The 25,067-nt window shown below is 61.5% G+C and carries 19 protein-coding genes and 2 pseudogenes; 12 read left to right on the top strand and 9 right to left on the bottom strand.

Annotated features, from left to right (window positions below; genetic code table 11):
- Window positions 1-254: 254 nt before the first annotated feature.
- From J2X15_RS21160 to J2X15_RS21150, 3 genes are read right to left on the bottom strand one after another with little or no spacing between them, the layout of a single operon-like run.
- Window positions 255-917: a response regulator gene (locus J2X15_RS21160; protein WP_310347015.1), complete on the bottom strand. Its 663-nt coding sequence runs from the start codon at window positions 915-917 to the stop codon at window positions 255-257.
- Between the two features lie 8 nt (window positions 918-925).
- The gene (locus J2X15_RS21155; RefSeq protein WP_310347013.1) at window positions 926-3,136 is read right to left on the bottom strand and encodes a CHASE domain-containing protein; all 2,211 of its coding nucleotides are present in this window, start codon (window positions 3,134-3,136) and stop codon (window positions 926-928) included.
- A 13-nt stretch (window positions 3,137-3,149) separates the two neighbouring features.
- Entirely contained in the window at window positions 3,150-4,445 is a 1,296-nt protein-coding gene (locus J2X15_RS21150) for an ABC transporter substrate-binding protein (RefSeq protein ID WP_409034322.1), read from the bottom strand.
- Window positions 4,446-4,613: 168 nt separating this feature from the next.
- Here J2X15_RS21150 and J2X15_RS21145 point away from each other — a divergent pair.
- Window positions 4,614-4,802, top strand: a pseudogene (locus J2X15_RS21145) (NAD(P)H-dependent oxidoreductase); the annotation flags it as partial.
- Window positions 4,803-5,006: 204 nt separating this feature from the next.
- Here J2X15_RS21145 and J2X15_RS21140 read toward each other — a convergent pair.
- Window positions 5,007-5,492: a hypothetical protein gene (locus J2X15_RS21140; RefSeq protein WP_310347008.1), complete on the bottom strand. Its 486-nt coding sequence runs from the start codon at window positions 5,490-5,492 to the stop codon at window positions 5,007-5,009.
- A 9-nt stretch (window positions 5,493-5,501) separates the two neighbouring features.
- Window positions 5,502-6,038: a PadR family transcriptional regulator gene (locus tag J2X15_RS21135; protein ID WP_310347006.1), complete on the bottom strand. Its 537-nt coding sequence runs from the start codon at window positions 6,036-6,038 to the stop codon at window positions 5,502-5,504.
- A 125-nt stretch (window positions 6,039-6,163) separates the two neighbouring features.
- Here J2X15_RS21135 and J2X15_RS21130 point away from each other — a divergent pair.
- Both J2X15_RS21130 and J2X15_RS21125 read left to right on the top strand, forming a co-directional pair.
- Window positions 6,164-8,185, top strand: a pseudogene (locus tag J2X15_RS21130) (oxidoreductase); the annotation flags it as partial.
- Between the two features lie 582 nt (window positions 8,186-8,767).
- Window positions 8,768-9,580, top strand: coding sequence for a crotonase/enoyl-CoA hydratase family protein (locus J2X15_RS21125; RefSeq protein ID WP_310347003.1), 813 nt, complete (start codon window positions 8,768-8,770; stop codon window positions 9,578-9,580).
- A 14-nt stretch (window positions 9,581-9,594) separates the two neighbouring features.
- Here J2X15_RS21125 and J2X15_RS21120 read toward each other — a convergent pair whose 3' ends face one another.
- The 3 genes from J2X15_RS21120 to J2X15_RS21110 all read right to left on the bottom strand — a co-directional run bounded on the left by J2X15_RS21120 (window position 9,595) and on the right by J2X15_RS21110 (window position 13,905).
- The gene (locus tag J2X15_RS21120) at window positions 9,595-10,473 is read right to left on the bottom strand and encodes a patatin-like phospholipase family protein (protein WP_310347000.1); all 879 of its coding nucleotides are present in this window, start codon (window positions 10,471-10,473) and stop codon (window positions 9,595-9,597) included.
- Between the two features lie 49 nt (window positions 10,474-10,522).
- Window positions 10,523-12,382 carry a DUF3857 domain-containing protein gene (locus J2X15_RS21115; RefSeq protein WP_310346998.1) on the bottom strand — a complete coding sequence of 620 codons (1,860 nt, stop codon included), beginning with the start codon at window positions 12,380-12,382 and terminating at the stop codon, window positions 10,523-10,525.
- 113 nt (window positions 12,383-12,495) lie between these two features.
- Window positions 12,496-13,905, bottom strand: coding sequence for a tetratricopeptide repeat protein (locus tag J2X15_RS21110; RefSeq protein WP_310346996.1), 1,410 nt, complete (start codon window positions 13,903-13,905; stop codon window positions 12,496-12,498).
- A gap of 87 nt (window positions 13,906-13,992) precedes the next feature.
- On the opposite strand from J2X15_RS21110, the gene metG reads away from it, so the two are divergent.
- From metG to nadB, 3 genes are read left to right on the top strand one after another with little or no spacing between them, the layout of a single operon-like run.
- On the top strand, window positions 13,993-16,101 hold the full coding sequence (gene metG, locus J2X15_RS21105) for a methionine--tRNA ligase (protein ID WP_310346994.1): 2,109 nt from the start codon (window positions 13,993-13,995) through the stop codon (window positions 16,099-16,101).
- Window positions 16,102-16,131: 30 nt separating this feature from the next.
- Window positions 16,132-16,878, top strand: a complete 747-nt coding sequence (locus J2X15_RS21100; RefSeq protein WP_310346990.1) for a YoaK family protein — start codon at window positions 16,132-16,134, stop codon at window positions 16,876-16,878.
- 42 nt (window positions 16,879-16,920) lie between these two features.
- Window positions 16,921-18,531 (top strand): L-aspartate oxidase, encoded by a 1,611-nt coding sequence (nadB, locus tag J2X15_RS21095; protein ID WP_310346988.1) that lies wholly within the window; start codon window positions 16,921-16,923, stop codon window positions 18,529-18,531.
- Here the strand turns inward: nadB and J2X15_RS21090 are convergent.
- Entirely contained in the window at window positions 18,515-19,414 is a 900-nt protein-coding gene (locus J2X15_RS21090; protein ID WP_310346986.1) for a LysR family transcriptional regulator, read from the bottom strand. The genes nadB and J2X15_RS21090 overlap by 17 nt on opposite strands.
- A 104-nt stretch (window positions 19,415-19,518) precedes the next feature.
- On the opposite strand from J2X15_RS21090, the gene J2X15_RS21085 reads away from it, so the two are divergent.
- The 6 genes from J2X15_RS21085 to J2X15_RS21060 form a co-directional block, all read left to right on the top strand.
- Window positions 19,519-20,493: a Bug family tripartite tricarboxylate transporter substrate binding protein gene (locus J2X15_RS21085; protein ID WP_310346983.1), complete on the top strand. Its 975-nt coding sequence runs from the start codon at window positions 19,519-19,521 to the stop codon at window positions 20,491-20,493.
- Between the two features lie 16 nt (window positions 20,494-20,509).
- A complete protein-coding gene (locus tag J2X15_RS21080) occupies window positions 20,510-21,367 on the top strand; it encodes an HTD2 family dehydratase (RefSeq protein WP_310346981.1) in 858 nt (285 codons plus the stop codon).
- 28 nt (window positions 21,368-21,395) lie between these two features.
- Window positions 21,396-22,577, top strand: coding sequence for a CaiB/BaiF CoA transferase family protein (locus J2X15_RS21075; protein WP_310346978.1), 1,182 nt, complete (start codon window positions 21,396-21,398; stop codon window positions 22,575-22,577).
- A gap of 7 nt (window positions 22,578-22,584) precedes the next feature.
- Window positions 22,585-23,439, top strand: coding sequence for an HpcH/HpaI aldolase/citrate lyase family protein (locus tag J2X15_RS21070; protein WP_310346975.1), 855 nt, complete (start codon window positions 22,585-22,587; stop codon window positions 23,437-23,439).
- Window positions 23,440-23,482: 43 nt separating this feature from the next.
- The gene (locus J2X15_RS21065; RefSeq protein WP_310346973.1) at window positions 23,483-24,832 is read left to right on the top strand and encodes a class-II fumarase/aspartase family protein; all 1,350 of its coding nucleotides are present in this window, start codon (window positions 23,483-23,485) and stop codon (window positions 24,830-24,832) included.
- A 41-nt stretch (window positions 24,833-24,873) separates the two neighbouring features.
- Window positions 24,874-25,067 (top strand): tripartite tricarboxylate transporter TctB family protein (locus J2X15_RS21060; RefSeq protein WP_310346970.1); only part of this gene is annotated, 194 nt, incomplete at its 3' end.

The raw sequence follows: 25,067 nt of genomic DNA, 5'->3' as shown, positions 1-25,067 counted from the left end.
CGTCAACACGGTATTCGTCAAACAAACCTACTGGGTTGCCGCCAAGCTGCCGCTGGATGGAAACGGATGAGCGTTTCCACACAGCCTCGGCCCAACGCTGTCGCTAAAGACTCTCTTCTCAGGCTATAGGCCCCTTCCAACACCCCCAACTCTTCCCGCGCGCAGGCAATACTCCCCGCCTCATATAGGCTAGGTGCGCTGTAACCGCTTGGCACGTGGCACCGCATCATTCAGCGCAAAGGACCACGCGCCGTTCAGGACAGCATGTAGTAGCCGCGCTGCACGGCGTAGGCTGTAATCTCTGCCGCGTTGCGCAGCGAGAATTTCTCCATCAGGTTCTTGCGGTGCGTGCGCACCGTCTCCACGCTGATGAACAGCCGCTCGGCGATTTCAAGGTTGCTCAGCCCGCTCGCCACCAGTGACATGGTTTCGCGCTCGCGCGGGGTGGCCACCGGTTCGGTTCCCCCGGTATCAGAACGCAGGGGGCGCGGCAGGAAAGCTGCAGCGATGTTGCGGCTGACGTACTGACGACCGGCCAGCACCGCGTGTACCGCCTGCAGCAGCTCTGTGCTGTCCTCGCTCTTGTGCACATAACCGTCGGCGCCTGCCGCCAACGCCTGCCTGACGGAATGCGGCTGCAGGTCGCCGGTCAGCACCAGCACCTTGACCGATTCCGCAAACTCGGCCTTGATGGCGGCGGCAACGTCCACACCGTGCAGCCCCGGCAGGCCCAGGTCCAGCAGCAGCAACTGGGGGCGGAACTGCTGCGCCAGCGCCTCGACGGCCCGGCCGTCGCCGGTTTCCGCTACCACTTCAAAGCCCGGCTGGGTGGACAGCAGCATCTTCAGCCCCTCACGCATCAGCACGTGGTCTTCAGCAAGAATGATGTGGGCGGTAACGCCGGTTGTGAAAGTCATGGGGTTGCTCATGGAATGCTGCTCATCAGGTCGGCCAGCACTTGCGGCTCCACCGGTTTATAGACCAAGCGCAGGCCGTGCTGCGCGGCCTCGGCAATGGGCTGCGCCGAGGTGTCACCGGTGATGATCACAGCAGGCACTTTGCGTGCCAGGCGGCGCGTCACCGCCTGGATGGCGTGGATGCCGGTGACGTCGCTTGCCAGGCGATAGTCCGAAAGGATGAGTCGGATGTCATTCTGGTGGCTGCCGGCAAGTGCCAGCGCGTCTTCGAGCGAGGCGGCCACCAGCACGGAATGCTTCCATTCCGCCAATAGGCGTTGCATGGATTCGCGCAGCTCGGGGTCGTCGTCGATCACCAGCACACTGCCCGCAAATGGCCCCTGCGGGTCTGCGGGGCGTGAAACGGGAAGCTCGGGCGCAGGCGCACGCGGCAGCGTGATGGAAAACATCGAGCCCTTGCCGGGCTTGGACCGGACCTGGATCTGCCCACCCAGCAATTGCACCGAGCGCGAGACGATGGCCAGCCCCAGGCCCAGGCCGTGCTCGCGGTCGCGCGCCACATTGGGCACCTGGTAGAACTCGCCGAAGATCCGGTCGCATTCTTCCTGCGCAATGCCGATACCGGTGTCCAGCACCTGTAACTCCACATGCTGCGCATGCCTTCGGCAACCCACCAGAATGCGGCCTTGTTCGGTATAGCGCACGGCATTGGCCACCAGATTGGATAGCACGCGTGCCAGCACCAACGGGTCGGTTTCGACCCACAAACCGTGCGGCATCACCACCCGGAAATCCAGTCCCTTGGCCTGCGCGGGGCCAGCAAAGGCGTTGCCGACTTCGGTAAGCAGGTCGGCCATGTCCACCGGCCGCTGGGTGACAGTCACAGTGCCGCTGTCCAGGCGCGATAGATCAAACAGGCCGTTGAGCAGGCGCCCCAGGCCGTTGAGCGCCATTTGCAGGCGGGCGGCGATGTGCCCCACCTCGGCGCCGGTCAGTTCGACGCGCTTGGACATGGCCTGCAGCGTGGCAACAAAAAGGCTCAGCGCCTGGATGGGCTGGCGCAGGTCGTGGCTGGCCACGGCCAGGAACTGCGACTTGGCATGGCTGGCCGCCTCGGCCTGCTCCTTGGCAATGCGCAGGTCGGCGGCGGCGCGCAGTCCCCGCATGCGGCGCATCAGCACAAACCAGGTGAGCAGCGCCGCCATCACACTGGCCACCACGCCCAGCCGAGCGACCCATTGCAGCCGGCTGATGGCAATCTCGGTGGTGAAGTTGGGCAGCGAGTGGGCCGTCAGTGTCCAGCCGTAGCCACCCACTTCGACCTGCTGCGTCGTGTAGAACAGCGTGAGCGTCGACTCGCCGCCCACCCGGTCGCTGTAGGTATCTATCAGTTGGTCGTCGTCCTGCCCGGCGCCGTCATAGACCTCGACGGTGATGTTGGCGCGCTCACCCAAGATGTTGTCCATCAAGCCATCCATGCTGAAGGCGGCGTAGATCCAGCCTTTGATGTGGGCACGGCGCTCGGCCAAGGTGCTGTGGGGTTTGCCGTTCTGGTAGACCGGCAGGTACATGCGGTAGCCGGCCTGTACCTGGGCGGCATCCTCTTCGGGCAACTTCACCTTGTTGGAAATCGCGATGCCGTCGCTGTCGCGCGCGGCCTCCATGGCTGGCCGGCGCGAGGGTTCCAGAAAAAAGTCCGTTCCCAACGTGCTAAGGAACGAGGAGCCGCTGGGCTCGAAATACAGCGCTGAAGTGCTGGCACCGGTATCGCTTGGCGGTTGCACCGTGTAAGCCGGAAAGCCCTGGCTGCGCACAGCGGCGATATGCCGCTCGCGTTCGGCCGACGGCACGATGAGCGCAAAGCCCATGCCCTGCAGCCCCGGATGGTTCTGGATGCGCAGGTTGGCGACAAAGGACTGGAAGTCGCCGCGCTGCACGTTGTCGGACGTGGCGAACAGGCCATGGGTGGCGCGCAGCGCCTGCTCATAGGCCAGCATGCGCTCCCGGAACAGGCTGGTGGTCTCGCGCACGCGCGCGTCGAATTCACCCTGCAGAACCTGCCCGATCTCCCGGTGCTCGCGCTCCCAGAAAAACCAGGTGGCGGTCAGCGCTAAGCCCAGCACCACAGCCGGCAGCACATAGCTCAAGAAGCGCAGGCGCCCAAGTACTGGCGGGGCTGTGCGTGGTGCGCTGGATGGCGCGGGGGCGGTGTTTTGCATAGGTGAACAGGCCCTAGCGCTGGTAAGGCAGCAGGATGTGCTCGGCCTGCGTCTGTGCGTCCTTCAAGGCCTCTTGCGGCGTCTTGGCGCCGGTGAGTGCAGAGACCAGCCCCGCGTTCAAGGCTCGCGTGACACGCTGGTTCTCGTGCGTGGACAGTTCCGCCACGGCGTGTGACAACTGGTTGCGTGCGACAGCCGCCTGCGGATAGGCCATCAGGTAGTCCTTCATGGTGTGCGTGTCCCACGCGGCCGGGCTCACGCCGATGTAGCCAGAATCTATGCTCCAGCGCGCGGTGCGCTCGGGAGCGACCATCCACTGGACGAACCGGAACGCGGCTTTTTGCCGCGCGGGTGTGGTCTTGCGGAACACATAGAAATTGCCACCGCCCGTGGGCGAACCGGCGTGCTTGTTGCCGGGCAGCGGGCCGACGCCGAAAGCAAACCCTGCCTTGGCCTTCAGATTGGTCAGGTTGCCGCTGGTGGTCCAGATCATGGCGGCCTTGCCGCTGAGGAAATCGCTGGGCGTGTTACCCCATTCAATGACACCGGGCGGGTGGACCTTGCGCGTACGCGACAGGTCCACCCAGTACTGCAGGGCCTCGACCACGGCGGGACGGTCGAACCAGGTTTTGGTGCCGGCCTCATTCATGAGCTGGGCGCCGTTGCCGGTGACCAGCCCTTGGAACAGCCAGTATGGAAAGCCAGAAGAAGGAATCTGTAGCCCCCACTGTGTGGTGATGCCAGCGTCGTCGCGCCGCGTGAGCTTTTGCGCAAAGTCGGCCATCTGAGTCCAGTTGGCCGGTGGGAGGTCAGGGTCCAGCCCTGCTTGCCGGAAAAGCTCTTTGTTCCAGTACAGCAGGATGGTGGAGCGCTGGAAGGGAATGCCCCAGGTCTGGCCAGCGGCGCGGCTGTTGGCCATCAGCGCAGGGTAGAAGCCGCGCATCCAGGCAACATCGTCGGCATTGCTCACCAAATCGTCGAATGGCACGATGGCGCCGGCATCGATCAGCGTGAACATGTCCACCGCAAACAGCACGGCAACATCCGGCGGTGTACCGCTTCTATGGGCCGTCAGCGCTTTGACGATGGAGTCCTTGTAAGTGCCGGTGTAGGTCGGCGTGACGCGGATGTCGGGGTTCTCTTTTTCAAAATCTGCCACCAGCGCCGAGAGGCTTTTGGCGACCGGCCCACCCACGGCGATGGGAAAGTAAAAGGAAATCTCGGTGGGCTCGGCATGACTGAAGCCGCACAGGGTGCACGCCATCAGCAGCAGCATGGCTTTCCGAATATTCAACATAGCGCTTGCCATTGTGTGTGACCTCTTTGGAACGGCCGAAAATGGGCCGCACTGGAGTGCAATCGTAACGAATAGTTACGAATGGCCTGACCGAGCTGGGCACAGCCAACTCCCTCCAGAACCGACAAAAGCCTCCGTCGCCCAGGCAATGCGCCCCTCCTCACCGGCGGTGGCGTGTAGTCCACCAACGACTGGGGCCGTGCTGCGGAGCACCAAGAGAGGTACCTGCAAACCGTGTTCGGTTACCTGGGCATCACCGATGTGCGCTTTGTGCGCTTTGTGCGCGCCGAAGGCGTGGCCATGGGCGACGCGAAGAAGGCTGAAGCGCTGGGCGAAGCAGCCAACAGCATTGCCAAACTGGCAGCCTGATTGGCAGATTGAGCGGCGCTGGTCCACATCAACCAGCGCTGCAAAAACAACAAAGCCCGGCATCGAGAGATGTCGGGCTTTGTTGTTTTCATCGTCAGTGGGCAAGTGTTCGACCATCCCAAGACGGACGGTCATTGCCGATGGGTGCAGTCACTCAAAGGTTGATTTGTCGACTTGCAGGCACGGAAATGAATGCTTCCAAGGCTAGCCGTTGGAATAGCCAGACTGCGCACACTTGTGTGCTTTATCTATCCACAATGAGATGCTGGAAGAGATATACCCGTACGGTTCTGTGTCTTTGGGAATGTTATGAACTTCAATTAGGTCTCGCATACTCTTGCCGAGACCAATATTTTGATAGTCCAGCCATACATTTGATTTTTTTCTTGTCTCGCCCCATTCATTTGGTATCGAACTTATGTCAATGCCCAAAATTCCCTTTTGGGCACGAAAGAAATTGTCGTGTGCATATATGTAAGGAGCAATCCTGTTGAATGTAGAACTCACAAGTAGAACGATTACATCGACAGATGCCATCGCATTCCAATAACCAGCATCTGGACGGTTAAGCTGGCCTATTGAGAATTCACTTAGATTCAACTGTTGGTTAGATTTTGATGAACTGAGAACTTGCTGCGCAATAAATCCATCATTTTCCGGGTGATATATGAACTGGGTTCTTATAGACATTCGCACACTCTACACCCCCTCCAACACCCCCAACGCCTCCCGCGCCCAGGCAACACTCCCCTCCTCATACATGATCCCTTTCTTCAGGATCAGGTGCTGCAGCCGCGCGGCCCGCGGCATGGCGTCGCCCCCTGCGAAATGACGCGCCTCAATCGCCCGGTAGTGCGCCAGCTTTTCAGTGTGCTGGGCAATACGGGCTCGCAGTTCGCCACTTAAATCCACCTCGCCCAGCGCCGCGTCGGCGCGCAGTTTCACGATGAATTCATCACGCAGGTCGATGGGCGCAGTGGGCTCCTGCGTCCAGCGCACCAGCTCGGCGCGGCCGGCGGGCAGCACCTTGTACTCGCGCTTGCGGGTGGCGCCGGCGTCGGGGGCGGTGTCGGAGACGATCCAGCCTTTTTCTTCCATGCGGGCCAGTTCGCGGTAGATCTGCTGGTGGGTGGCGTGCCAGAAGTAGCCGATGGACTTGTCAAAGCGGCGCGCCAGCTCGTAGCCGGAGGACGGTTTTTCGATGAGGGAAGTGAGCACGGCGTGGGCAAGCGACATGCGGGCGAGTCTAAGGGCAGCCCTCTAACTATGCAACCAGTTGCATAAACTTCGCTAGACTTCTACACTGCTGCAACTGGTTGCATAGTTACCCGCAGCCGCCCAACAACAACGGAGACCGCCCCATGACCGCCGCTACCGCCACCTACCCCCACATGCTCGCCCCGCTGGACCTGGGCTTTACCACCCTCAAAAACCGCGTGCTCATGGGTTCCATGCACGTGGGCCTGGAGGAAGCACGCGATGGCTTTGCGCGCATGGCCGCCTTCTATGCCGAGCGCGCCAAGGGCGGTGTGGGCCTCATCGTGACCGGTGGCATTGCCCCCAATGACCGCGCACGCCCCATGCCCGGCGGCGCGGCTATGACGAGCCAGAAGGAAGCCGACAAGCACAAGGTGGTGACCGAGGCGGTGCACGCCGCGGGCGGCAAGATCTGCATGCAGATCCTGCACTTTGGCCGCTACGCCTACCACCCCGAGCTGGTGGCGCCCAGCGCGCTCAAAGCCCCCATCAGCCCCTTCCGCCCGCATGCGCTGACCTCTGAGGAAGTGGAGCAAACGATTGAGGACTACGCCAACGCGGCGGCCTTGGCGCAAAGCGCGGGCTACGACGGCGTGGAGATCATGGGGTCCGAGGGCTACCTGATCAACGAATTCATCGCCAAGCAAACCAACCACCGCGATGACGCCTGGGGCGGCAGCTATGAAAACCGCATCCGCTTTCCGCTGGAGATCGTGCACCGCACACGGGCGCGGGTAGGCGCCAACTTCATCATCATCTTCCGCCTCTCCATGCTGGACCTGGTGGAAGGTGGCTCCACCAAAGAAGAAGTGGTGCAGCTGGCACAGGCACTGGAGGCAGCGGGCGTCACCATCCTCAACACCGGCATCGGCTGGCACGAGGCGCGCATCCCCACCATCGCCACCAAGGTGCCGCGCGCGGCCTTTGCCTGGGTGACGCAGCAGCTCAAGGGCAAGGTGAAGATTCCGCTCGTGGCCACCAACCGCATCAACACGCCCGAAGTGGCCGAGCAAATTCTGGCGGATGGCATGGCCGACATGGTGAGCATGGCCCGCCCCTTTCTGGCGGACCCCGACTTTGTGGCCAAGGCCGCGGCCGGCAAGGCCGACACCATCAACACCTGCATTGGCTGCAACCAGGCCTGTCTGGACCACACCTTTGGCGGCAAGATCACCAGCTGCCTGGTGAACCCGCGCGCCTGCCACGAGACCCTGATGGTGGCCACGCCCGCGCCGCGCAAGGAGCGCATTGCCGTGGTGGGCGCCGGCCCCGCCGGGCTGGCCTTCTCCACCGAAGCGGCCAAGCGCGGCTTTGAGGTCACGCTGTTTGACGCAGCCAGCGAGATTGGAGGCCAGTTCAATGTGGCCAAGCAGATACCGGGCAAGGAAGAGTTTTACGAGACGCTGCGCTACTTCGGCACGCATATCAAAGCCACGGGCGTGACGCTGCAACTGGGCAAGCGCGTGCGTGCGCAAGACCTGACCGCCGCCGGCTTTACGCAGGTGGTGCTGGCCACGGGTGTGAGTCCACGCAAGCCCGACATCGAAGGCATGGACCACCCCAAGGTGCTGGGCTATCTGGATGTGCTGCGCGACAAAAAGCCTGTGGGCCAAACCGTAGCGCTGATTGGCGCGGGCGGCATTGGTTTTGACACGGCTGAATACCTCCTCCATGAGGGCACCAGCCCCAGCCTGGACCAGGCCAAGTTCTTTGCCGAATGGGGCGTGGACACCACGTTTGCCCACGCGGGTGGCCTGAAGCCCGCGCACATTGAGAAGACCCCGCGCAAGGTCTACCTGCTGCAACGCAAGACCAGCAAGGTAGGCGACGGCCTGGGCAAGACCACGGGCTGGATCCACCGCACATCCCTCAAGAACCGCCAGGTGGAGATGGTCAACGGCGTGACCTACCGCAAGGTAGACGACGCGGGCCTGCACATCACTGTGGGCGACAAGGACATGGTGCTGCCGGTGGACAACGTGGTGATCTGCGCGGGGCAAGACCCGCAGCGTGAACTGCAAGCCGCGCTGCAAGCCGCCGGCGTGACCGTGCACCTGATTGGCGGCGCCGATGTGGCCGCCGAGCTGGACGCCAAACGCGCCATCAAGCAGGGCACCGAGCTGGCACTGGCTTTTGGCGCCGAGAAAGCCGAAGCGCCCAAGGCCGGTGCTGCGCCCACGCTAGAGCAAACCCTGCCCGCACCCGTGGCCGCCAGCCTGAAGCTGTGGCACCAGATGGTGGAGGAAAAGAACCTGGGTGAGCTGGCCAGCATCCTGCACCCCAAGGCAGTGTTCCGCTCGCCCATGGCGCACACGCCCTACCCCAACGCGCAGGCGGTGCAGCTGATTCTGGGCAATGTGATCCAGGTGTTTGAGAACTTCACCTACCACCGCGAACTGGCCAGTGCCGACGGTCTGAGCCTCGTGCTGGAGTTCAGCGCGCAGGTGAATGGCAAAGACCTGAAGGGCATTGACATGGTGCAGTTCGATGCCGAGGGCAAGATCGTGGACTTTGAGGTGATGGTGCGGCCCCTGAGCGGCTTGCAGGCCCTTGGGGAGGAGATGGGCAAGCGCCTGGCGCCCTACCTGGCAATGATGAAGCCTGCCAAGGTCTGACTGCGCACGCCTCAAACGCTATGGTTTTGCTAGCTGCTCGCGCATATTCCACGGGGGCTAGCGGCCTAAAACACTGATAAATAGGAGACAGACATGCAATTTGAAACCCTCAGCGTCACGCTGGACGCGCACATCGCCACCGTGCGCCTGAACCGGCCCGACAAGGCCAACGCCATGAACGCCACCATGTGGCAGGAAATTCGCCAGGCCTTTGAGTGGGTGGACCGCACGCCCGAGGCCCGCGTGGCCGTGCTGCAGGGCGAGGGCAAGCTGTTCTGCGCGGGCATCGACCTGCAGATGATGATGGGCATGAACGCGCAGATTGCCAACGACTGCGACGGCCGCTCCCGCGAGGCCATGCGCCGCGTGATTCTGGACATGCAGGACACGCTGACCAGCCTGGAACGCTGCCGCAAACCGGTGCTGGCCGCCATCCACGGCGGCTGCATTGGCGGTGGCATCGACCTGGTTACCTGCGCCGACATGCGCTACGCCAGCGCCGATGCCTACTTCAGCATCAAGGAAATCGACATCGGCATGACCGCCGACGTGGGCACGCTGCAGCGCCTGCCCAAGCTCGTGGGCGACGGCATCACGCGCGAGCTGGCCTACACGGGCCGCAAGATGGAAGCCGCAGAGGCCAAGCAGATTGGTCTGGTGAACCGCGTGTTTGAAAGCCGCGAGGCGCTGTACGCCGGGGTGCAAGAGATTGCGGCCACCATCGCCGCCAAGTCCCCCCTGTCCATCCGCGGCACCAAGGAAATGATCACCTACGCCCGCGACCACAGCGTGGCCGACAGCCTGAACTACATCGCCACCTGGAACGCCGCCATGCTGATGAGCCAGGACTTGACGGAAGCGATGACGGCGAACATGCAGAAGCGCGCGCCGGTGTTCAAGGACTGATCCCTGATGGGCACCTAGGCTTTGCGCAGCCAGGCGCCCATGTCGTCCAGACCCTGGTCATAGGTGCTCTGCACATTGGGACCGCTGGTGCAGTCCATATTGGTCGCATCCACCGCGCGGCTGGGCTGCAAATAGGTACGACCCTGAAAGTCAAACGCCTGCGGCAAATCTGCCCGGTGGCGCGTCAGCAGCACCAGCGTGCACGCATCGTCCGCACGGTCTTGTGGCAGTGGCACGTTGTCATAAAAGCCACCGTCCAGCGCAGCGCGGCCGTTGACCTTGTGCGTGGGCGTGATGGGCACCGCCGCGGCAGAAGCCAGCAGCAGGCTGCGCGCGTCGTCCAGCTGTGGGCAGTCGGTCAGGTCGTGGTATTCGGGGCGCAAGCCCACCCAATGCGGCAGGCGGCCGTGGAAAGTTTTGAGCCAGAACTTCTCGGTCGAATACAAGGCCAGCGCCACAGCGGTGGACAAGGTCACGGGCAAGAAAGGGATGGGGCGAGTGATGGCCACATCCACCTTTAGCGTGCCACGCTGTAGCTTTTGCAAATCTGCAGCCTGCAGAAAGCTCTCGATCCAGTCCGGATAAATGCGTGGCAGTACAAACGGCCGTTTGCCTTTGAGCAGGTCGCGCCAGATGATGTTCTTAGGCGTGTTGTTGAACCGCTCCACCGCGGCACGCAAAGACTCTTGCAAACGCCCCGTGGCAAAAGCCGTGGCAATACCCGCACCCGCACTCACCCCAATCAACCGCTTGGCCTGCCAATTGGCCTGCTCACACAGCCGCTCCACCGCCCCGGCCTGCCACCAGCAGCGGTTGCCACCACCGGCGAACACGACGGTGTGGAAGGTGCGGGCCAGGAAGTCAGAAGGGCTGATGGCTGCCATGGCGTGCATGGATGTCCTTTGAGTCAAAAGTGGGCGGGATTGTAGGCCGGGCTGCGACTCAGTCCCCATCCTTGGCTGGACGGTTGAAGGAGTAGCCCAGAATATTACGCGACTTACGCAGGTTATCCAGATAGGCGGGCATATCGGAGGGTTTGACAGCGTCAGACAGCGAGCGGTATTGATCCACCAAGGTCAGACGCCCCAGCTCAAATTTGACCGAACTCTCAAACGCGAACGCGGGGTCCTTGATGATGGAAGTACCCTCCTTAAACTTCCAGGATTCCGGCAGCAGCACATAGGTGGTTTGCCGGACATCTGCCGGGTGGAACAGGCCCAAGGGCTCCGTACGCACTGTGTTCCGTGGCGCACGCAGGTAATCATTGACATCCGGTACCGCCACATAGGCTTCCATCGCCTTACCTTTGCCCTGAGCCCAGAACTCCGGAATCACGTAGTACTCCGTCATGGTGAGCCGGTTGGTGGTGGCGTTGTCGCTGATCTCGTAGGGACGAGCTACGGAAATGCTGGGGTAGAAACGGGCGTAGTAATTCACCAGCTGCTTCTGCACGTCGTCAGGTGCATCCTTGGCCAGCGAATTGCGCGTGCGCTCGGCGCTCAGGCCGTCCAACACCGTTGTCACGGTATAGGAGACCGGCTTGCCGGTTCCCGCCTTGCTGTCCAACACAGCCAGCACCTTGCGGTTGTACATCATGGCACTGCCCTGCTGGATCTCGGTCAACGCAGTTTGCTGCGGCTCCAGCACCAGCGCATAGCCAAAATTGGCCTGTGAAATGTCGCTCAATCCGCCCATTTGTTGCGGCAACGTCGGATCCAGCCAGAACTCATCGCCCCCGACTTTGGCTCGGACGATCACATGGTCGAACACCCCGGGCGACGGCTGCCACTGCGCAATGCCTTTTTTGTACCGAGTGCTTACCAAGGCCGCATTGGCCTCCACGCCCACAGCCTTGAGCAGCGTTAGGGTCAACAAGGTTTTGTCCTTGCAATCCCCAAAGCGGCGCGACAGCACCAGCTCTGGCGGGGTGGGTGCGTGGGAACCGGGCCCCACTTCCACGCCCAGGTAACGCACCGTCCTTTGCACATAGCGCAGCGCCTCTGCTGCGCGTTCTGCCGGCTTGACGTACTGGCTCTTGATGCGCTCCGCCTCCGCCGTCAGCTCAGCCGGCAAGCGGGTGGGCGTCGCGTACAGCGGCACGCCCCATTGCACCACCGACTGCCAGTCACGGAAGTCGCTCCATTGCACGCTGGGGTAGGGATCGAACCACGCCGGTGCATCGTCCCGGACGCGCAGCGAGGCCACCGCTTTCTGGCTCCACACATATTCCTGCAAGCCACCCACCCGGCGCTCGACAGGCTCTGGCGCGTTGTTCAGCGACTTGATGGCGGGATTGCGTCCCGGCTCCGTCAGCAAGCGGGCGTGAACCTCCAACACGGGAACGCCCCACTGCAGTTCGAACTGGCTGTAGTGCCGCCCACCAAACACCGGGTTGCTGCCGTGCACCGTGTAGGCGTACTCCACCACATCCCCCACGCGCACATCTTCGAGGAAAAGGTTGGCCGTCTTGCTGCCGTTGAAGATCAGCTGCTCCAGTGACTTCTCGCGCTGCAGCACCTTGATGGCAGAAGGCACTAGCTTCGAGATGATCTTGTCACCCCTGCGGATCTGGACTGAGTGCAAATGCAGCGTCTGGTAGGAAGGATCAAAGCGAATTTCGACGTTAGACGAGTTCTCCAGCCCGCTCTCGTTCTGGATCTTCAGCGCGGAGTGGTAGTAGGTCTGCCGAGTGTTGCCCTGGACCAGGATTTGGCGATCCACCAGGAGATACGACACGCCTTCGCTCTGCTGGTTCTGCGTTAACTGCGCACTGGTGTCCGGCGCAATCTGCGTAATCCACATTGGTGGCTTCTCAATTTTGTATTCCGGCGCGGCCGCCGCATGGGCCGCACCTATGAGACTGCATGACCAGAACAACGATAGGAACAGGCCTTTAAAAAACTTGGTCTGCTTCATCAACGTACTTCTCCCGAAGTGACTGCACCATCCAATGCCGCCAGAAAATTCCCCGGCTTGCCCATATCCAGAGCCAACTGCCGCGCGCGGGTGAGTTCCTCGCTACTCATCGCTTCGTCAAACGGCGGCTTGTAGCTTTCCAAACGCTGCGCTGCATCCGCTTGGTCCGGCACTGCGAGGAAATGCAGGGCATAGGCGGCGACCAGATTTGCCGGTAAGTCCGTCCCCTGGTGGTATGCGCGGGCTAACCACACAACGGCATCCGAATAACCTTGGGACGCCGCACGCCGGATGAGCTTGAGCCCTTCGGCGGAATCAGAAGTACCTAGCTGGCCATACCAATAAATGATCCCGAGCTTGTATTCCGCCTCAGAGCTGCCCTGGTCAGTCGCCTTTTGCAGCCAATCGATGGCCTCCTTGGAGTTGGTTCTCGCCAGGAAATAAGCAATGGCCATCTTGGATTTGGCGCTGCCATCCTTGGTTGCTTCGCGCAGGGCCTCGTATCGCGCTCGCTGCTCTTTCTCCCACGGCTTATTGCCATAGGCCCTCTCCCATCTCTCTTGGGCAGCCTGTTCCCCGCCATCAGCAGCCTTTTCCCGCCAAAACTTGGTCTCTTCCATATTTTTGGGAACACCCCGTCCCCACTCGTAGGCATAGGCCAGTTCCTCTTGGGCTGGCGCGAATCCAGCTTCGGCGGACAAGCGATACCACTTGAAGGCTTCCTCGAGATCTGTGGGAACGCTTCCGCCCTGCATGTAGAACAGGCCCATCGCGTATTGACCGGCCGGCGATGCCTGAGCCAACAACTTCATCGAGCGCAAACCTTCTTCGCGATCGGCCGCGACACCACGATTGAACCATTGCAATGCAAGGGCGTAGTTCTTCTTCTCGAATTCCGCTGCGCCCGCTGCCACAGAAATGAAGGCCTGGCTTGTTGCAAGCCCTCTGTCATACCAGTGCTTCGCCAAAACCGGGTCTTTGCCGACTCCGCGTCCTTCCATATAGCGCTGCGACAGTTGCAACTGCATCCTGGCATCGCCATGCTTGGCACCCACCTGCAGCCAGTGCATGGCCTTGGCTTCATCGGCGGCAGCGCCATCCAGACCGCTGTAATAGGCATACAAAAACAGCATGGACTCCCTGTCGCCGGCCTCCGCAGCCGTCTCTAGGAGTTCCAGTCCCTTGACAAGGTCTTTGTCGATGCCAATGCCACAGACCAACATGACTCCTATCTCGGCATCCACCTTGCCAGACCCCATCTGCCCTGCAACGGAGGTCAACTCTTCCAGCGTGAATTTGCGTCCTTTCAGAGCATTTGCCTGCTTCTCAAAAGGAGCGCACAGCGCAACCTCCTTGGCTTGCGCAAACGTCGCGAAAACAAGCCACGCCGCTAAAAACAGCTTTTTCATATGAAGAACTCCCTTTTCCCTGGGGAATCATTCTAGAAGCAGGGCCCGACTAAAATCCCCAGTTCCTCCGTGAAAGTCGATTTCCCCATGCCCCGCCAACTCTTCGTCACCACCGCCCTGCCCTACGCCAACGGCAACTTCCACATCGGCCACATCATGGAATACATCCAGGCTGATATCTGGGTGCGGTTCCAGCGCATGCAGGGCAACGCGGTGAACTTTGTGGGCGCGGACGACACCCACGGCGCGCCCATCATGATTGCGGCCGAGAAGGCCGGCAAAACGCCCGAGCAGTTCGTGGCCGACATTGCGGCTGGTCGCAAGCAGTACCTGGACGGTTTTCACATCAGCTTTGACAACTGGCACAGCACCCACTCGCCCGAAAACACCGAGCTGGCACGTCAGATCTACCGCGACCTGCGCGACCGCGCCGACGGCTCGTTGATTGAAGTGCGCACCATTGAGCAGTTCTTCGACCCCCAGAAGAACATGTTCCTGCCCGACCGCTACATCAAGGGCGAGTGCCCCAAGTGCCACGCCAAGGACCAGTACGGCGACAACTGCGAGGTCTGCGGCTCGGTTTACGCGCCCACGGACCTGATCAACCCCTTCTCGGCCCTCTCCGGCGCCAAGCCCGAACTGAAGAACTCCGAGCACTTCTTCTTCAAGCTGTCCGACCCACGCTGCGTGGAGTTTCTGGAGAACTGGACACAGGACGGCAAGCTGCAGCCCGAGGTGGCCAACAAGATCAAGGAATGGTTCACCATCCGCACCAACCCGGACGGCACCACCAGCGAAGGCCTGGGCGACTGGGACATCAGCCGCGACGCGCCCTACTTCGGCATCGAGATTCCCGACGCGCCGGGCAAGTACTTCTATGTGTGGCTAGACGCGCCCGTGGGCTACCTGGCCTCGCTGAAGAACTGGTTCGACAAGGGCGGCCCCAAGGCCAAGCACGGCGACACGCGCAGCTTTGACGAGTACATGGCCGCTGCGGACACCGAGCAGTACCACTTCATCGGCAAAGACATCGTCACCTTCCACACCCTGTTCTGGCCCGCCATGCTGAAGTTCAGCGGCCGCAAGACACCGGACAATGTATTTGTGCACGGCTTCTTGACCGTGAACAACGGCGAGAAGATGAGCAAGAGCCGCGGCACCGGCCTGGACCCGCTCAAGTACCTGAGCCTGGGCATGAACGCCGAGTGGCTGCGCTACTACCTGGCGGCCAAGCTGTCGGCGCGCAATGAAGACATCGACTTCAATGCCGACGATTTCATGGCGCGCGTGAACAGCGACCTGATTGGCAAGTACGTCAACATTGCCAGCCGTGCGGCGGGCTTCTTGACCAAGCGCTTTGACGGCAAGCTGACCAGCGACTTTGGTGCCACCGGTGCGGCCCTGCTGGCCGAAGTGCGCGGCGCCAGCAATGCGCTGGCGCAGATGTACGAAGCGCGCGAGTACGGCAAGGCCACGCGCGAGATCATGTTGCTGGCTGACAAAGTGAACGCCTATGTGGACCAGAACAAGCCCTGGGATCTGGCCAAGGACGTGGCTAACAACCAGGCGCTGCACCAGGTGTGCTCGGTGCTCATCAACACCTTTGCCACGCTCACGCGCTATCTCTCGCCCGTGCTGCCCGGTCTGGCCAGCGCGGTGCAGGGCTTTGTAGGTGTGGACATGCAGCGGTGGCAGGTGGCGGGCGATGTGCAAGCCATCCAGCCCTACCAACACCTGATGCAACGCGTCACCCCCGAGCAATTGGATACATTGTTTGAGCCTCCAGCCCCCGTGGAATCTGCGCCAGCAGCTCCTGAAACTGCAGCAACCGTGCCTGGCGGCGAGGAAATCGCCCCGCTGATCACCATCGACGACTTCGCCAAGATCGACCTGCGCATTGCAAAGATCGTGAACTGCGAAGCCGTGGAAGGCTCTACCAAGCTGCTGCGCCTGACGCTGGACGCGGGCGAAGGCCGACACCGTAATGTGTTCAGCGGCATTGCCAGCATGTACAAGCCCGAAGAGCTGGTCGGCCAGCTCACCGTGCTGGTGGCCAACCTGGCGCCGCGCAAGATGAAGTTCGGCGTGTCCGAGGGCATGGTCATGGCGGCCAGCCATGGGGATGAGAAGCTCAACCCCGGCATCTACATCCTCAACCCATGGCCCGGCGCCCAACCTGGCATGCGCATCCACTAAACCTGCCCCAACCGACCGGACCACAGACGCATGTTCCCCTGGATCCACGGTTGGGTTGACACGGAGCGCACGCCCCAGACCAACACGCGCTTGGGCATGGCGCTTGCCTTTGTAGCCGGGGCCACCAATGCCGGCGGTTTTCTGGCCGTGCACGAATACACCTCCCACGTCACCGGCGTGGTGTCCACCGTGGTGGACTCGTTCGTACTGGGCCACACCGATGTGATGCTGACCGGGCTGGCCATGCTGATCTCGTTTGTGGTGGGCGCAATGACGACGGCCATCCTCGTCAACTGGGGGCTGCGCCGCCAGCTCTTGTCCGCCTATGGTCTGCCCCTCCTGCTGGAAGCCGCGCTCTTGCTGCTGTTCGGCGTGTTTGGTGGCGCCATGAACTACGCCACCTATTTCTTCGCCCCGCTCACGGTCACGCTGCTGTGCTTCATCATGGGCCTGCAAAACGCGGTGATCACCAAAATCTCCCGCGCCGAAATCCGCACCACCCACCTCACTGGCCTGGTCACCGACGTGGGCATTGAACTGGGCAAGATGGCCTACATCAATCCCGCCAACGCCTCCAACCCCGTACACGCCAACACCCAGAAGCTGCGCCTGCACAGCCTCCTGATTGGCAGCTTTATTGGTGGCGCACTGGCTGGCGCCATGGGCTTCAAGACCCTGGGCTTTGTCACCACCGTGCCGCTGGCGCTGACGCTGCTGGTACTGGTGTTTCGCCCTCTGTGGCAGGACACCACACGCTGGTACCAGCGCACCCATTAGGGCATCCACCAGGCTGCCAGCACTTCTTTTTCCTCCCATTGCATGACCACTTCCTCTCCACCCTCCCTGCAAACTTTTGACGTACTCATCGTGGGCAGCGGCCTGGCCGGACTGAGTGCCGCGCTCTTGCTTTCCCCGCATCACAAAGTGGCCATCCTTACCAAGCGCGCAGTGCGGGAAGGCTCCAGCGGTTGGGCCCAGGGTGGCATTGCCGCCGTGTGGGACAAGGACGACAGCTTTGCCGCCCACGTGGACGACACGCTGGTGGCCGGCGCTGGCTTGTGCGACCTAGCCGCCACGCAGTTTGTGGTGGAGCAGGCGCCGCAGGCCATTGCTTGGCTGCAGAAGCTGGGCGTGCCCTTCTCAGAAGAGGCTGGACACGCCGGACAGTTGCACCTCACGCGCGAAGGCGGCCACAGCGCCCGGCGCATCGTGCACGTAACCGATGCCACCGGCGCGGCCGTGCAGCAAACGCTGATCGAGAAGGTAAAGCAAAGCCCCAACATCACGCTGTTTGAGCACCACACGCTGGTGGACCTGATCACCACCGCCAAGCTGGGCCAGGGGGGGCCGAACCGCTGCGTGGGCCTGTACGCGCTGGACGACGACACTGACGAGGTGCTCACCTTCCAGGCGCCGCACACCATCCTGGCCACGGGCGGCGCGGGCAAGGTGTACCTGTACACCACCAACCCCGACACCGCCACCGGTGATGGCATTGCCGCAGCCTGGCGCGCGGGCTGTGCAGTACAGAACATGGAGTTCATCCAGTTCCACCCCACCTGCCTGTTTCACCCACATGCCAAAAGCTTTTTGATTACCGAAGCCGTGCGGGGTGAAGGTGGCCGCCTGCTGCTGCCCGATGGCACGCGCTTCATGCCCGCCCACGACCCGCGTGCCGAGCTGGCACCACGCGACGTGGTGGCCCGTGCCATCGACTTCGAGATGAAAAAAGGTGGCTTTGATTGCGTGTACCTGGACATCTCGCACCAGCCGCTGGCCTTCATCCAGGAGCACTTCCCCAATATCTACGCGCGCTGCCTGGAGCTGGGCATCGACATGTCCAAGCACCCCATTCCCGTGGTGCCCGCCGCGCACTACACCTGCGGCGGGGTGCAGACCGACCTGTCCGCCCGCACCCAGGTGCCCGGCCTCTACGCCGTGGGCGAATCGGCCTGCACGGGATTGCACGGGGCCAACCGCCTGGCATCGAACTCGCTGGTGGAGTGCATGGTGTTTGCGCGCTCGGCCACGCACTGGATTACCGAAGAGCTGGCCAAGAATGCAGCCACACCCGCCCAGGCCCTGCCCGTGTGGGACGACAGCCGCGTGACCGACTCGGACGAATCGGTGGTCATCTCCCACAACTGGGACGAGCTGCGCCGCTTCATGTGGGACTACGTGGGCATCGTGCGCACCAACAAACGGCTGGAACGCGCGGCCCACCGCATTGCGCTGCTACAGGGTGAGATTCAAGAGTTCTACGCCCACTTCCACGTCACGCGCGACCTGCTGGAACTGCGCAACCTGGTGCAGGTGGCCGATCTGATCGTGAAGAGCGCCCAGGCCCGCCACGAGAGCCGCGGTCTGCACTTCAGCCGCGACTACCCCGGGCTGCTGGACCAGGCTGTGCCCACTACGCTGACACCGTAGGCTTTTTCTTGGACTGGAGTGCCGTACGCAGGTGCTCATAAAACACCTGCGACGGTGCGCTTAACGTCGCTCCGCGCAAAGTAGTGAGGCCAAGTTGGCGGGATACCGAAGGCTTTCGCAAGGTCACGCCCACCAGCGTAGGGTGACTTGCAGGCAGTGCCAGCCTCGGCACCGCTGCCATTCCGAGGCCCGCCTCCACCATGCCCAGCAATGTCGCAATGTGGCTGACCTCAAAGCGATACGAAGGGTTGCACCCGGCCTTGGCCAATGCATCGTCCAACAGCTGACGATTGCCACTGCTGCGGGCTACCGCAATCAGCTTTTCCTTTAACACGTCTGCCCAAGCTACAGAACGCCGTTGGGACAAGGCATGTCCCCGGGGCATTGCCAATACAAACTCATCATCGTGAATCGGGTGGAAATCCACGCCCGGCACCTGGCTGCCCATAAAACTGATGCCGAAGTCGCATTCACCGGCCAGCACACTCGCCAGCACCTGACCGGCCGCTTCATCCATCAAACGGATGCGGATCTCGGGAAATTTATCGCTAAAGGAGCTGACCACGGATGGCAGAAAGTGCAAAGCGGCAGAGGGCACGCATGCGACGGTGACCCTGCCGGTACGGCTTCCGGCAATGTCGGAAATGCCGAGCATGGCGGCCTCCAGATCATCCAGTGCCGCACGCGCACGCTCCAGAAATGTTCGCCCCAAAGGAGTCAGTTTCACCTCCCGGGTGGTGCGGTTGAACAGCTTGGCGCCCAGGATGGACTCCAGCCTTTCAATACGCCGACTCAAGGCTGGGGAGGACAAATGGATCTCATCTGCGGCGGCGCGAAAGCTACCCCGTTCAGCCACCGCCACAAAAGCCTGCAGTTGCTGCAAATCGAAATTAATGCGTGCCATGCACTAATACTAGCAAAAGTTGCAATTCACAAAACCATCGGCCAGGCGCAATATCCAATCCACAAAACCCAGGAGACAAAGCCATGCCATCGAAAAAACTGTTTGCAAACACGGTTGCGTTGTGCGCACTTGCCGTTCCCGTCACCTCTGCTCTGGCCCAGGCTTGGCCGGAGAAAACCATCACCATCGTGGTCCCCACTGCAGCAGGCGGTGCCAATGACGCGATTGCACGCATCATTGGCCAGGGGCTGAGCACACGATTGGGCCAACCTGTGATCATTGAAAATCGGGCGGGTGCTGCGGGCGCCATTGCATCGGAAGCAGTTGCCCGAGCCAACCCGGACGGCTACACCCTCATGTTCGGGTACATCGCAACACATGGCATCAACCCCGCCCTGCAAAAACTGAAGTACGACCCGGTTGCCGACTTCGAGCCCATTGGAATGGTTGCTGCGTCACCCACCGTCTTGGTGGTGAACAACGGCGTCCCCGCCAAGAACGCAAAAGAGTTGGTCCAATTGATCAAGTCCAAACCGAACACGTTCAATTACGCCAGTGCCGGCAACGGGACCGCCCCCCACATTGCCGGAGAGATGTTCCGGCTGGCGGCAGGCCTGGAAGTGCAGGGCATCCCCTACAAAGGCTCGGCACCTGCCATCGTCGACACCATCGCCGGCAGCACCCAGTACATGTTCCCCAGCATGTTCACCGCCTACCCGCAAATCAAAGGCGGCAAGTTGCGCGCTCTGGGCATCGCAGGCGAAAAGCGCTCCATCGTCATGCCTGACGTGCCCACGTTGACGGAGCAAGGTATTCCCAATGTCAATATGTCGCAGTGGTACGCCATGTTTGCACCTGCCAAGACACCCAAGGCCATCATCGACAAACTGAACAAGGAGATGAACGCCGTCCTCAACGACAAAGCCACAGAGAAAAAGATTGAAGACCAAGGGGCAGAAGTCGAAACCGGCACGCCCGACCAACTCAAAGCCTTTGTCAAAAAAGAAGCTGCGCATTGGAAATCCGTGGTGACCGCGGCCAAGATCCAGATCGACTGAACTGCAGGTGACCCTCATGAATTTGCAAGACTGGATCGGCCGCAGCGAGACTGTGGATGACTTTGCAACAGCAACACCGTACGCCGCGCTGTCCGCCACCCTCGATTGGCCCGCACCTTTGGCCGGGCAGCGCCCCACCAGCGGCACGCCACTGCCTTACCTCTGGCACTGGTTGTACTTTCTGCCGATGTATGCGCAATCCGAGATCGGGGCCGACGGACATGCCAAGCGCGGGAGCTTCCTGCCTCCCGTACCACTGCCTCGCAGAATGTGGGCCGGTAGTGATTTCACGTTTCATACACCCCTGCTGGTCGGTGATGCGCTGCGACGCACCTCGACCATTGTGGATGTCAAAGAAAAATCGGGCCGCACCGGTAACCTGATCTTCGTGAAGGTCCGCCACGAGATCCGCCGCAACGGTGAAGCCGCCCCTGCACTCACCGAACACCACGACATCGTCTACCGTGACGCGCCCAGACCGAATGATGTCGCGCCAGCGCCCACTCTGGCACCAGCAGGCTCCGCTTGGGAGCGCCACATCGTGCCGGACGACGTACTCTTGTTCCGCTATTCGGCGCTGACATTCAATGGGCATCGGATCCACTATGACCGGAAATACGTCACTGAGGTCGAGGGCTACCCCGGCCTCATCGTCCACGGCCCGCTGATTGCCACGTTGCTGATGGACCTGTTGCGCAGCAAGCGGCCGGACGCCGTCGTGAGCCACTTCCAATTCAAGGCCGTGCGCCCAACCTTCGACATCCATCCTTTCTCCGTACACGCAGAGCCGTCTGCCGACGGCAAGACAGTGCGCCTGTGGGGCAGAGACCATGAGGGTTATCTGACCATGGATGCCACTGCCACGCTCGCCTAAACCCGCACTCTGATTTCTCCTCCTCGCCATGCAACCACTCCAAGGTATTACTGTTGTCACGCTGGAGCACGCTATCGCGGCCCCTTTTGCCACCCGGCAACTGGCTGACATGGGTGCCCGCGTCATCAAAATAGAGCGTCCAGGTACCGGCGACTTTGCCCGGGGCTATGACGAGCGCGTACGTGGTTTGGCCTCCCACTTTGTCTGGACCAACCGCTCCAAAGAGAGCCTGACCCTGGATGTCAAACACGAAGAAGCACAAAAGATCCTGATGCGCCTCATCATCGAAGAAGCTGACGTGGTGGTGCAAAACCTGGCCCCGGGCGCCGCAGCCCGGCTGGGTTTGTCGTATGAAGCGCTCTCCGAGGTAAAGCCCGGCATCATCGTCTGTGATATCTCTGGCTATGGCAGCGACGGCCCCTACCGCGACAAGAAGGCCTACGACCTATTGATTCAAAGTGAAGCCGGTTTCGTCTCTGTCACCGGCACACCCGACACCCCCTCCAAAGCCGGCCCGTCGATCGCCGATATCGCTGCCGGCATGTATGCCTACACCAACATCCTGGCCGCGCTGATGCATCGGCAGCAAACCGGCCAGGGTCAGTGCATCGACATCTCCATGCTCGAAGCTCTGGGCGAGTGGATGAACTACCCGCTCTACTATGCGTTTGAAGGTGCAACGCCCCCCGCCCGCACCGGCGCCAGCCACGCCACCATTTATCCCTACGGGCCGTTTGCCGCAGGTGACGGCAAGACCGTCATGCTGGGTCTTCAGAACGAGCGGGAATGGAAGATCTTCTGCGAGAAAGTGTTGCTCCAACCGAACCTCGCGACCGAAGAGCGTTTCTCCACCAACGCCAAACGCAGCGCACAGCGGGCGGAGCTATCAGCGCTGATCTTGCAGGCCTTTGCCAGCCTCACCGCAGCCGATGTCGCACAGCGCCTGGAAGAAGCCGGCATCGCCAATGCACAGGTCAACACCATGGCAGAGGTGTGGGAGCACCCCCAACTCAAGGCTCGCCAGCGCTGGACGACAGTAGAAACCGCAAAAGGCGCTGTGCCGGCCCTGATTCCGCCAGGCAGTTGGCAGCATGGCGCCGCGCGCATGGACCCAGTACCAGCATTGGGCCAGCACACCGAGGCCATCCTCAACCGCTACGGCTATACGGCGGCCCAGATTGAAACTTTGCGCGCCGAAGGCGCGGTGTGAGAGCAGCATGAGCCTTGCCGCCCCCTACACCTACCTCTTCGTTCCCGGCAACCGCCCGGAGCGGTTCAACAAAGCGGCGGCCAGTGGGGCTGAGCGCGTCATTCTGGATCTGGAAGATGCTGTCGCCCCGGCAGACAAAACGGCTGCCCAGCAATCGGTCCACGCCTGGATGCACGCCATCACCGCAACGCTGCCACGCCAGCAGCTGATGGTGCGCATCAATGACGCCCGCAGTGACTGCTTTGCAGCCGACCTCGCTCTGCTGCGCACGCTGCCAGCCTGCGGGATCATGCTGGCCAAAGCGGAAACCGCTGCGGACCTGCAAGCGGTGCGCGATGCCATGCACCCCGGCACCGAGCTGCTTGCATTGGTTGAAACCGCGGCAGGCATCGTGGCTTGCCAATCCATGGCCGCCCACCCGGCAGTCACACGCCTGGCTCTGGGCACGCTGGACCTGATGGTGGATCTGAACATTCCCGCCGACAGCCCCACGCTCACGCTGGCAGCCTCGCAACTGGTGCTGGCCTCGCGGGCCGCAGGGCTTGCAGCACCGGTTGCAGGCGTCACACCCTCTCTATTGGCCGAGCACACCCAAGCAGATATGCAAGAAGCCGTGCGCATCGGGTTCGGCGCCAAGATGTGCATACATCCTTCGCAATTGGCCGGCGTACGCAACGCCCTTGCGCCGCTCCCTGCCGACATTCATTGGGCCCGGCAGGTCGTCACCGCCTGGGATGCCGCGCATGTTGCAGATGGCCCGGCGGGTGCACTCCAGGTGGACGGAAAAATGGTCGACAAGCCTGTGTACTTGCGCGCCCTGCGTCTCCTAGACCTCCAGCAATTCTCCCAAGTTGGCGCCTGACGCCGCCCCTCCCATTTACTACGTCTCACCAGAAGGAAAAAGTATGTCTTCCACCATCATCGACTCCAAAATCTTCGGCGATATGTTCAGCGACGCAGCCATGCGCCATGTGTGGTCGGATGAAAACCGCACCGCAAAGTACCTCGACATCGAACGTGCTTTGGCCAAAGTGCAGGGCGAGTTGGGCATCATCCCCAAAGAAGCAGCGGACGAGATCGTGAAGAACTGCGAACCCAGCCAGATCGATTGGGTCAAGCTCAAAGCCAAAACCGAGCAGATCGGCTATCCCATCATTGCGGTGGTCAACCAGATCAACGCCAACTGCCGCGACAAGCTCGGCGAATACTGCCACTGGGGCGCCACTACCCAGGACATTACCGACACGGCGGCAGTACTCCAGATCCGCGAGGCATTGGCCTTGGTCGAGGCAGACTTGAAGGACATTTCCGGCTCTCTGGCCAAGCTGGCCAAAGCCCATCGCAATACGCCCATCATCGGTCGCAGCAACCTGCAGCAGGCCACCCCCATCACCTTCGGCTACAAGATGGCCAGTATCCTCGCGGGTATTGAGCGCCACCGTGAACGCCTGCAACAGCTCAAGCCGCGCGTGCTGGTCGGCGAGTTCGGCGGCGCATCAGGTACCTTATCGTCCCTCGAAACCGGTGCCATGGAAACCCAGGCCGGTCTGATGAAAGAGTTAGGCCTGGGCCAACCGCTGATCTCCTGGCACACCGTGCGTGACAACTTCGCGGAAGTCGGGGCCTTCCTCGGTATCGTGGGCGGCTCGCTGGGCAAGATCGCCATGGATGTGAAGTTGTTGATGCAAACCGAAGTGGCTGAAGTGTTCGAGCCCTATGCACCCGGTCGCGGCTCGTCCTCCACCATGCCGCAAAAGCGCAATCCGATTTCCTGCCTCTACATCCACGCCAACATCTCGGTAGTGCGCCAGTTGGCCGCATCCCTGATGGATGCCATGGTGGCCGACCACGAACGCTCCACCGGCCCCTGGGAAATCGAGTGGGTGGCCATGCCTGAAATCTTCTGCCTGATGTCCGGCGCGCTGAAACAAACCAAGTTCATCCTGGCCGGACTGGAAGTGGATGCCGCGCAGATGCGCAGCAACATTGACATGACCCATGGCCTCGTCATGTCCGAAGCCGTGATGATGGGCATGGGCCCCTACATCGGTCGTGAATATGCGCACGATCTGGTGTACGACATCTGCCGCGAAGCGCTCAAGCAGAAGCGTCATCTGATCGAGCTGTTGGCCGAGCACCCCGAGATCAACAAGCACGTGACCCGCGAACAACTGGAAGGCTTCTGCAACCCGATGAACAACCTCGGACAAGCCGGTGTCATGGTCGACCGGGTGCTGAACTCCATCAAAAACTAAGCACTTTCACGTTTCAAAAAAAATAATCCGTGAGACATAACGTGAAAATACAAAGCCAAAAAGACTTTTTCTCGGGCCTGATGTTCATGGGCGTTGGCGTGGCCTTTGCCTGGGGCGCCAGCGGTTACACCATCGGCAATGGGGCCCGCATGGGGCCGGGGTACTTCCCTCTGGTGCTGGGCATTCTGCTCGCTGTTTTGGGGAGTGTCATCACCTTCAAATCGCTGGTGGTGGA

It is taken from the genome of Rhodoferax saidenbachensis (assembly GCF_031457975.1).
In the GTDB taxonomy this organism is placed as follows: domain Bacteria; phylum Pseudomonadota; class Gammaproteobacteria; order Burkholderiales; family Burkholderiaceae_C; genus Allorhodoferax; species Allorhodoferax saidenbachensis_A.
The sequence above is the reverse complement of the archived record's forward strand: the minus strand, read 5'-3'. Positions and strand labels throughout refer to the sequence as shown.

Coding starts and splice junctions, on each gene's coding strand:
- J2X15_RS21160 (WP_310347015.1), bottom strand. CDS start 917: ATGACTTTCACAACCGGCGTTACCGCCCACATCATTCTTGCTGAAGAC.
- J2X15_RS21155 (WP_310347013.1), bottom strand. CDS start 3,136: ATGCAAAACACCGCCCCCGCGCCATCCAGCGCACCACGCACAGCCCCG.
- J2X15_RS21150 (WP_409034322.1), bottom strand. CDS start 4,445: ATGGCAAGCGCTATGTTGAATATTCGGAAAGCCATGCTGCTGCTGATG.
- J2X15_RS21140 (WP_310347008.1), bottom strand. CDS start 5,492: ATGTCTATAAGAACCCAGTTCATATATCACCCGGAAAATGATGGATTT.
- J2X15_RS21135 (WP_310347006.1), bottom strand. CDS start 6,038: ATGTCGCTTGCCCACGCCGTGCTCACTTCCCTCATCGAAAAACCGTCC.
- J2X15_RS21125 (WP_310347003.1), top strand. CDS start 8,768: ATGCAATTTGAAACCCTCAGCGTCACGCTGGACGCGCACATCGCCACC.
- J2X15_RS21120 (WP_310347000.1), bottom strand. CDS start 10,473: ATGCACGCCATGGCAGCCATCAGCCCTTCTGACTTCCTGGCCCGCACC.
- J2X15_RS21115 (WP_310346998.1), bottom strand. CDS start 12,382: ATGTGGATTACGCAGATTGCGCCGGACACCAGTGCGCAGTTAACGCAG.
- J2X15_RS21110 (WP_310346996.1), bottom strand. CDS start 13,905: ATGAAAAAGCTGTTTTTAGCGGCGTGGCTTGTTTTCGCGACGTTTGCG.
- metG (WP_310346994.1), top strand. CDS start 13,993: ATGCCCCGCCAACTCTTCGTCACCACCGCCCTGCCCTACGCCAACGGC.
- J2X15_RS21100 (WP_310346990.1), top strand. CDS start 16,132: ATGTTCCCCTGGATCCACGGTTGGGTTGACACGGAGCGCACGCCCCAG.
- nadB (WP_310346988.1), top strand. CDS start 16,921: ATGACCACTTCCTCTCCACCCTCCCTGCAAACTTTTGACGTACTCATC.
- J2X15_RS21085 (WP_310346983.1), top strand. CDS start 19,519: ATGCCATCGAAAAAACTGTTTGCAAACACGGTTGCGTTGTGCGCACTT.
- J2X15_RS21080 (WP_310346981.1), top strand. CDS start 20,510: ATGAATTTGCAAGACTGGATCGGCCGCAGCGAGACTGTGGATGACTTT.
- J2X15_RS21075 (WP_310346978.1), top strand. CDS start 21,396: ATGCAACCACTCCAAGGTATTACTGTTGTCACGCTGGAGCACGCTATC.
- J2X15_RS21070 (WP_310346975.1), top strand. CDS start 22,585: ATGAGCCTTGCCGCCCCCTACACCTACCTCTTCGTTCCCGGCAACCGC.
- J2X15_RS21065 (WP_310346973.1), top strand. CDS start 23,483: ATGTCTTCCACCATCATCGACTCCAAAATCTTCGGCGATATGTTCAGC.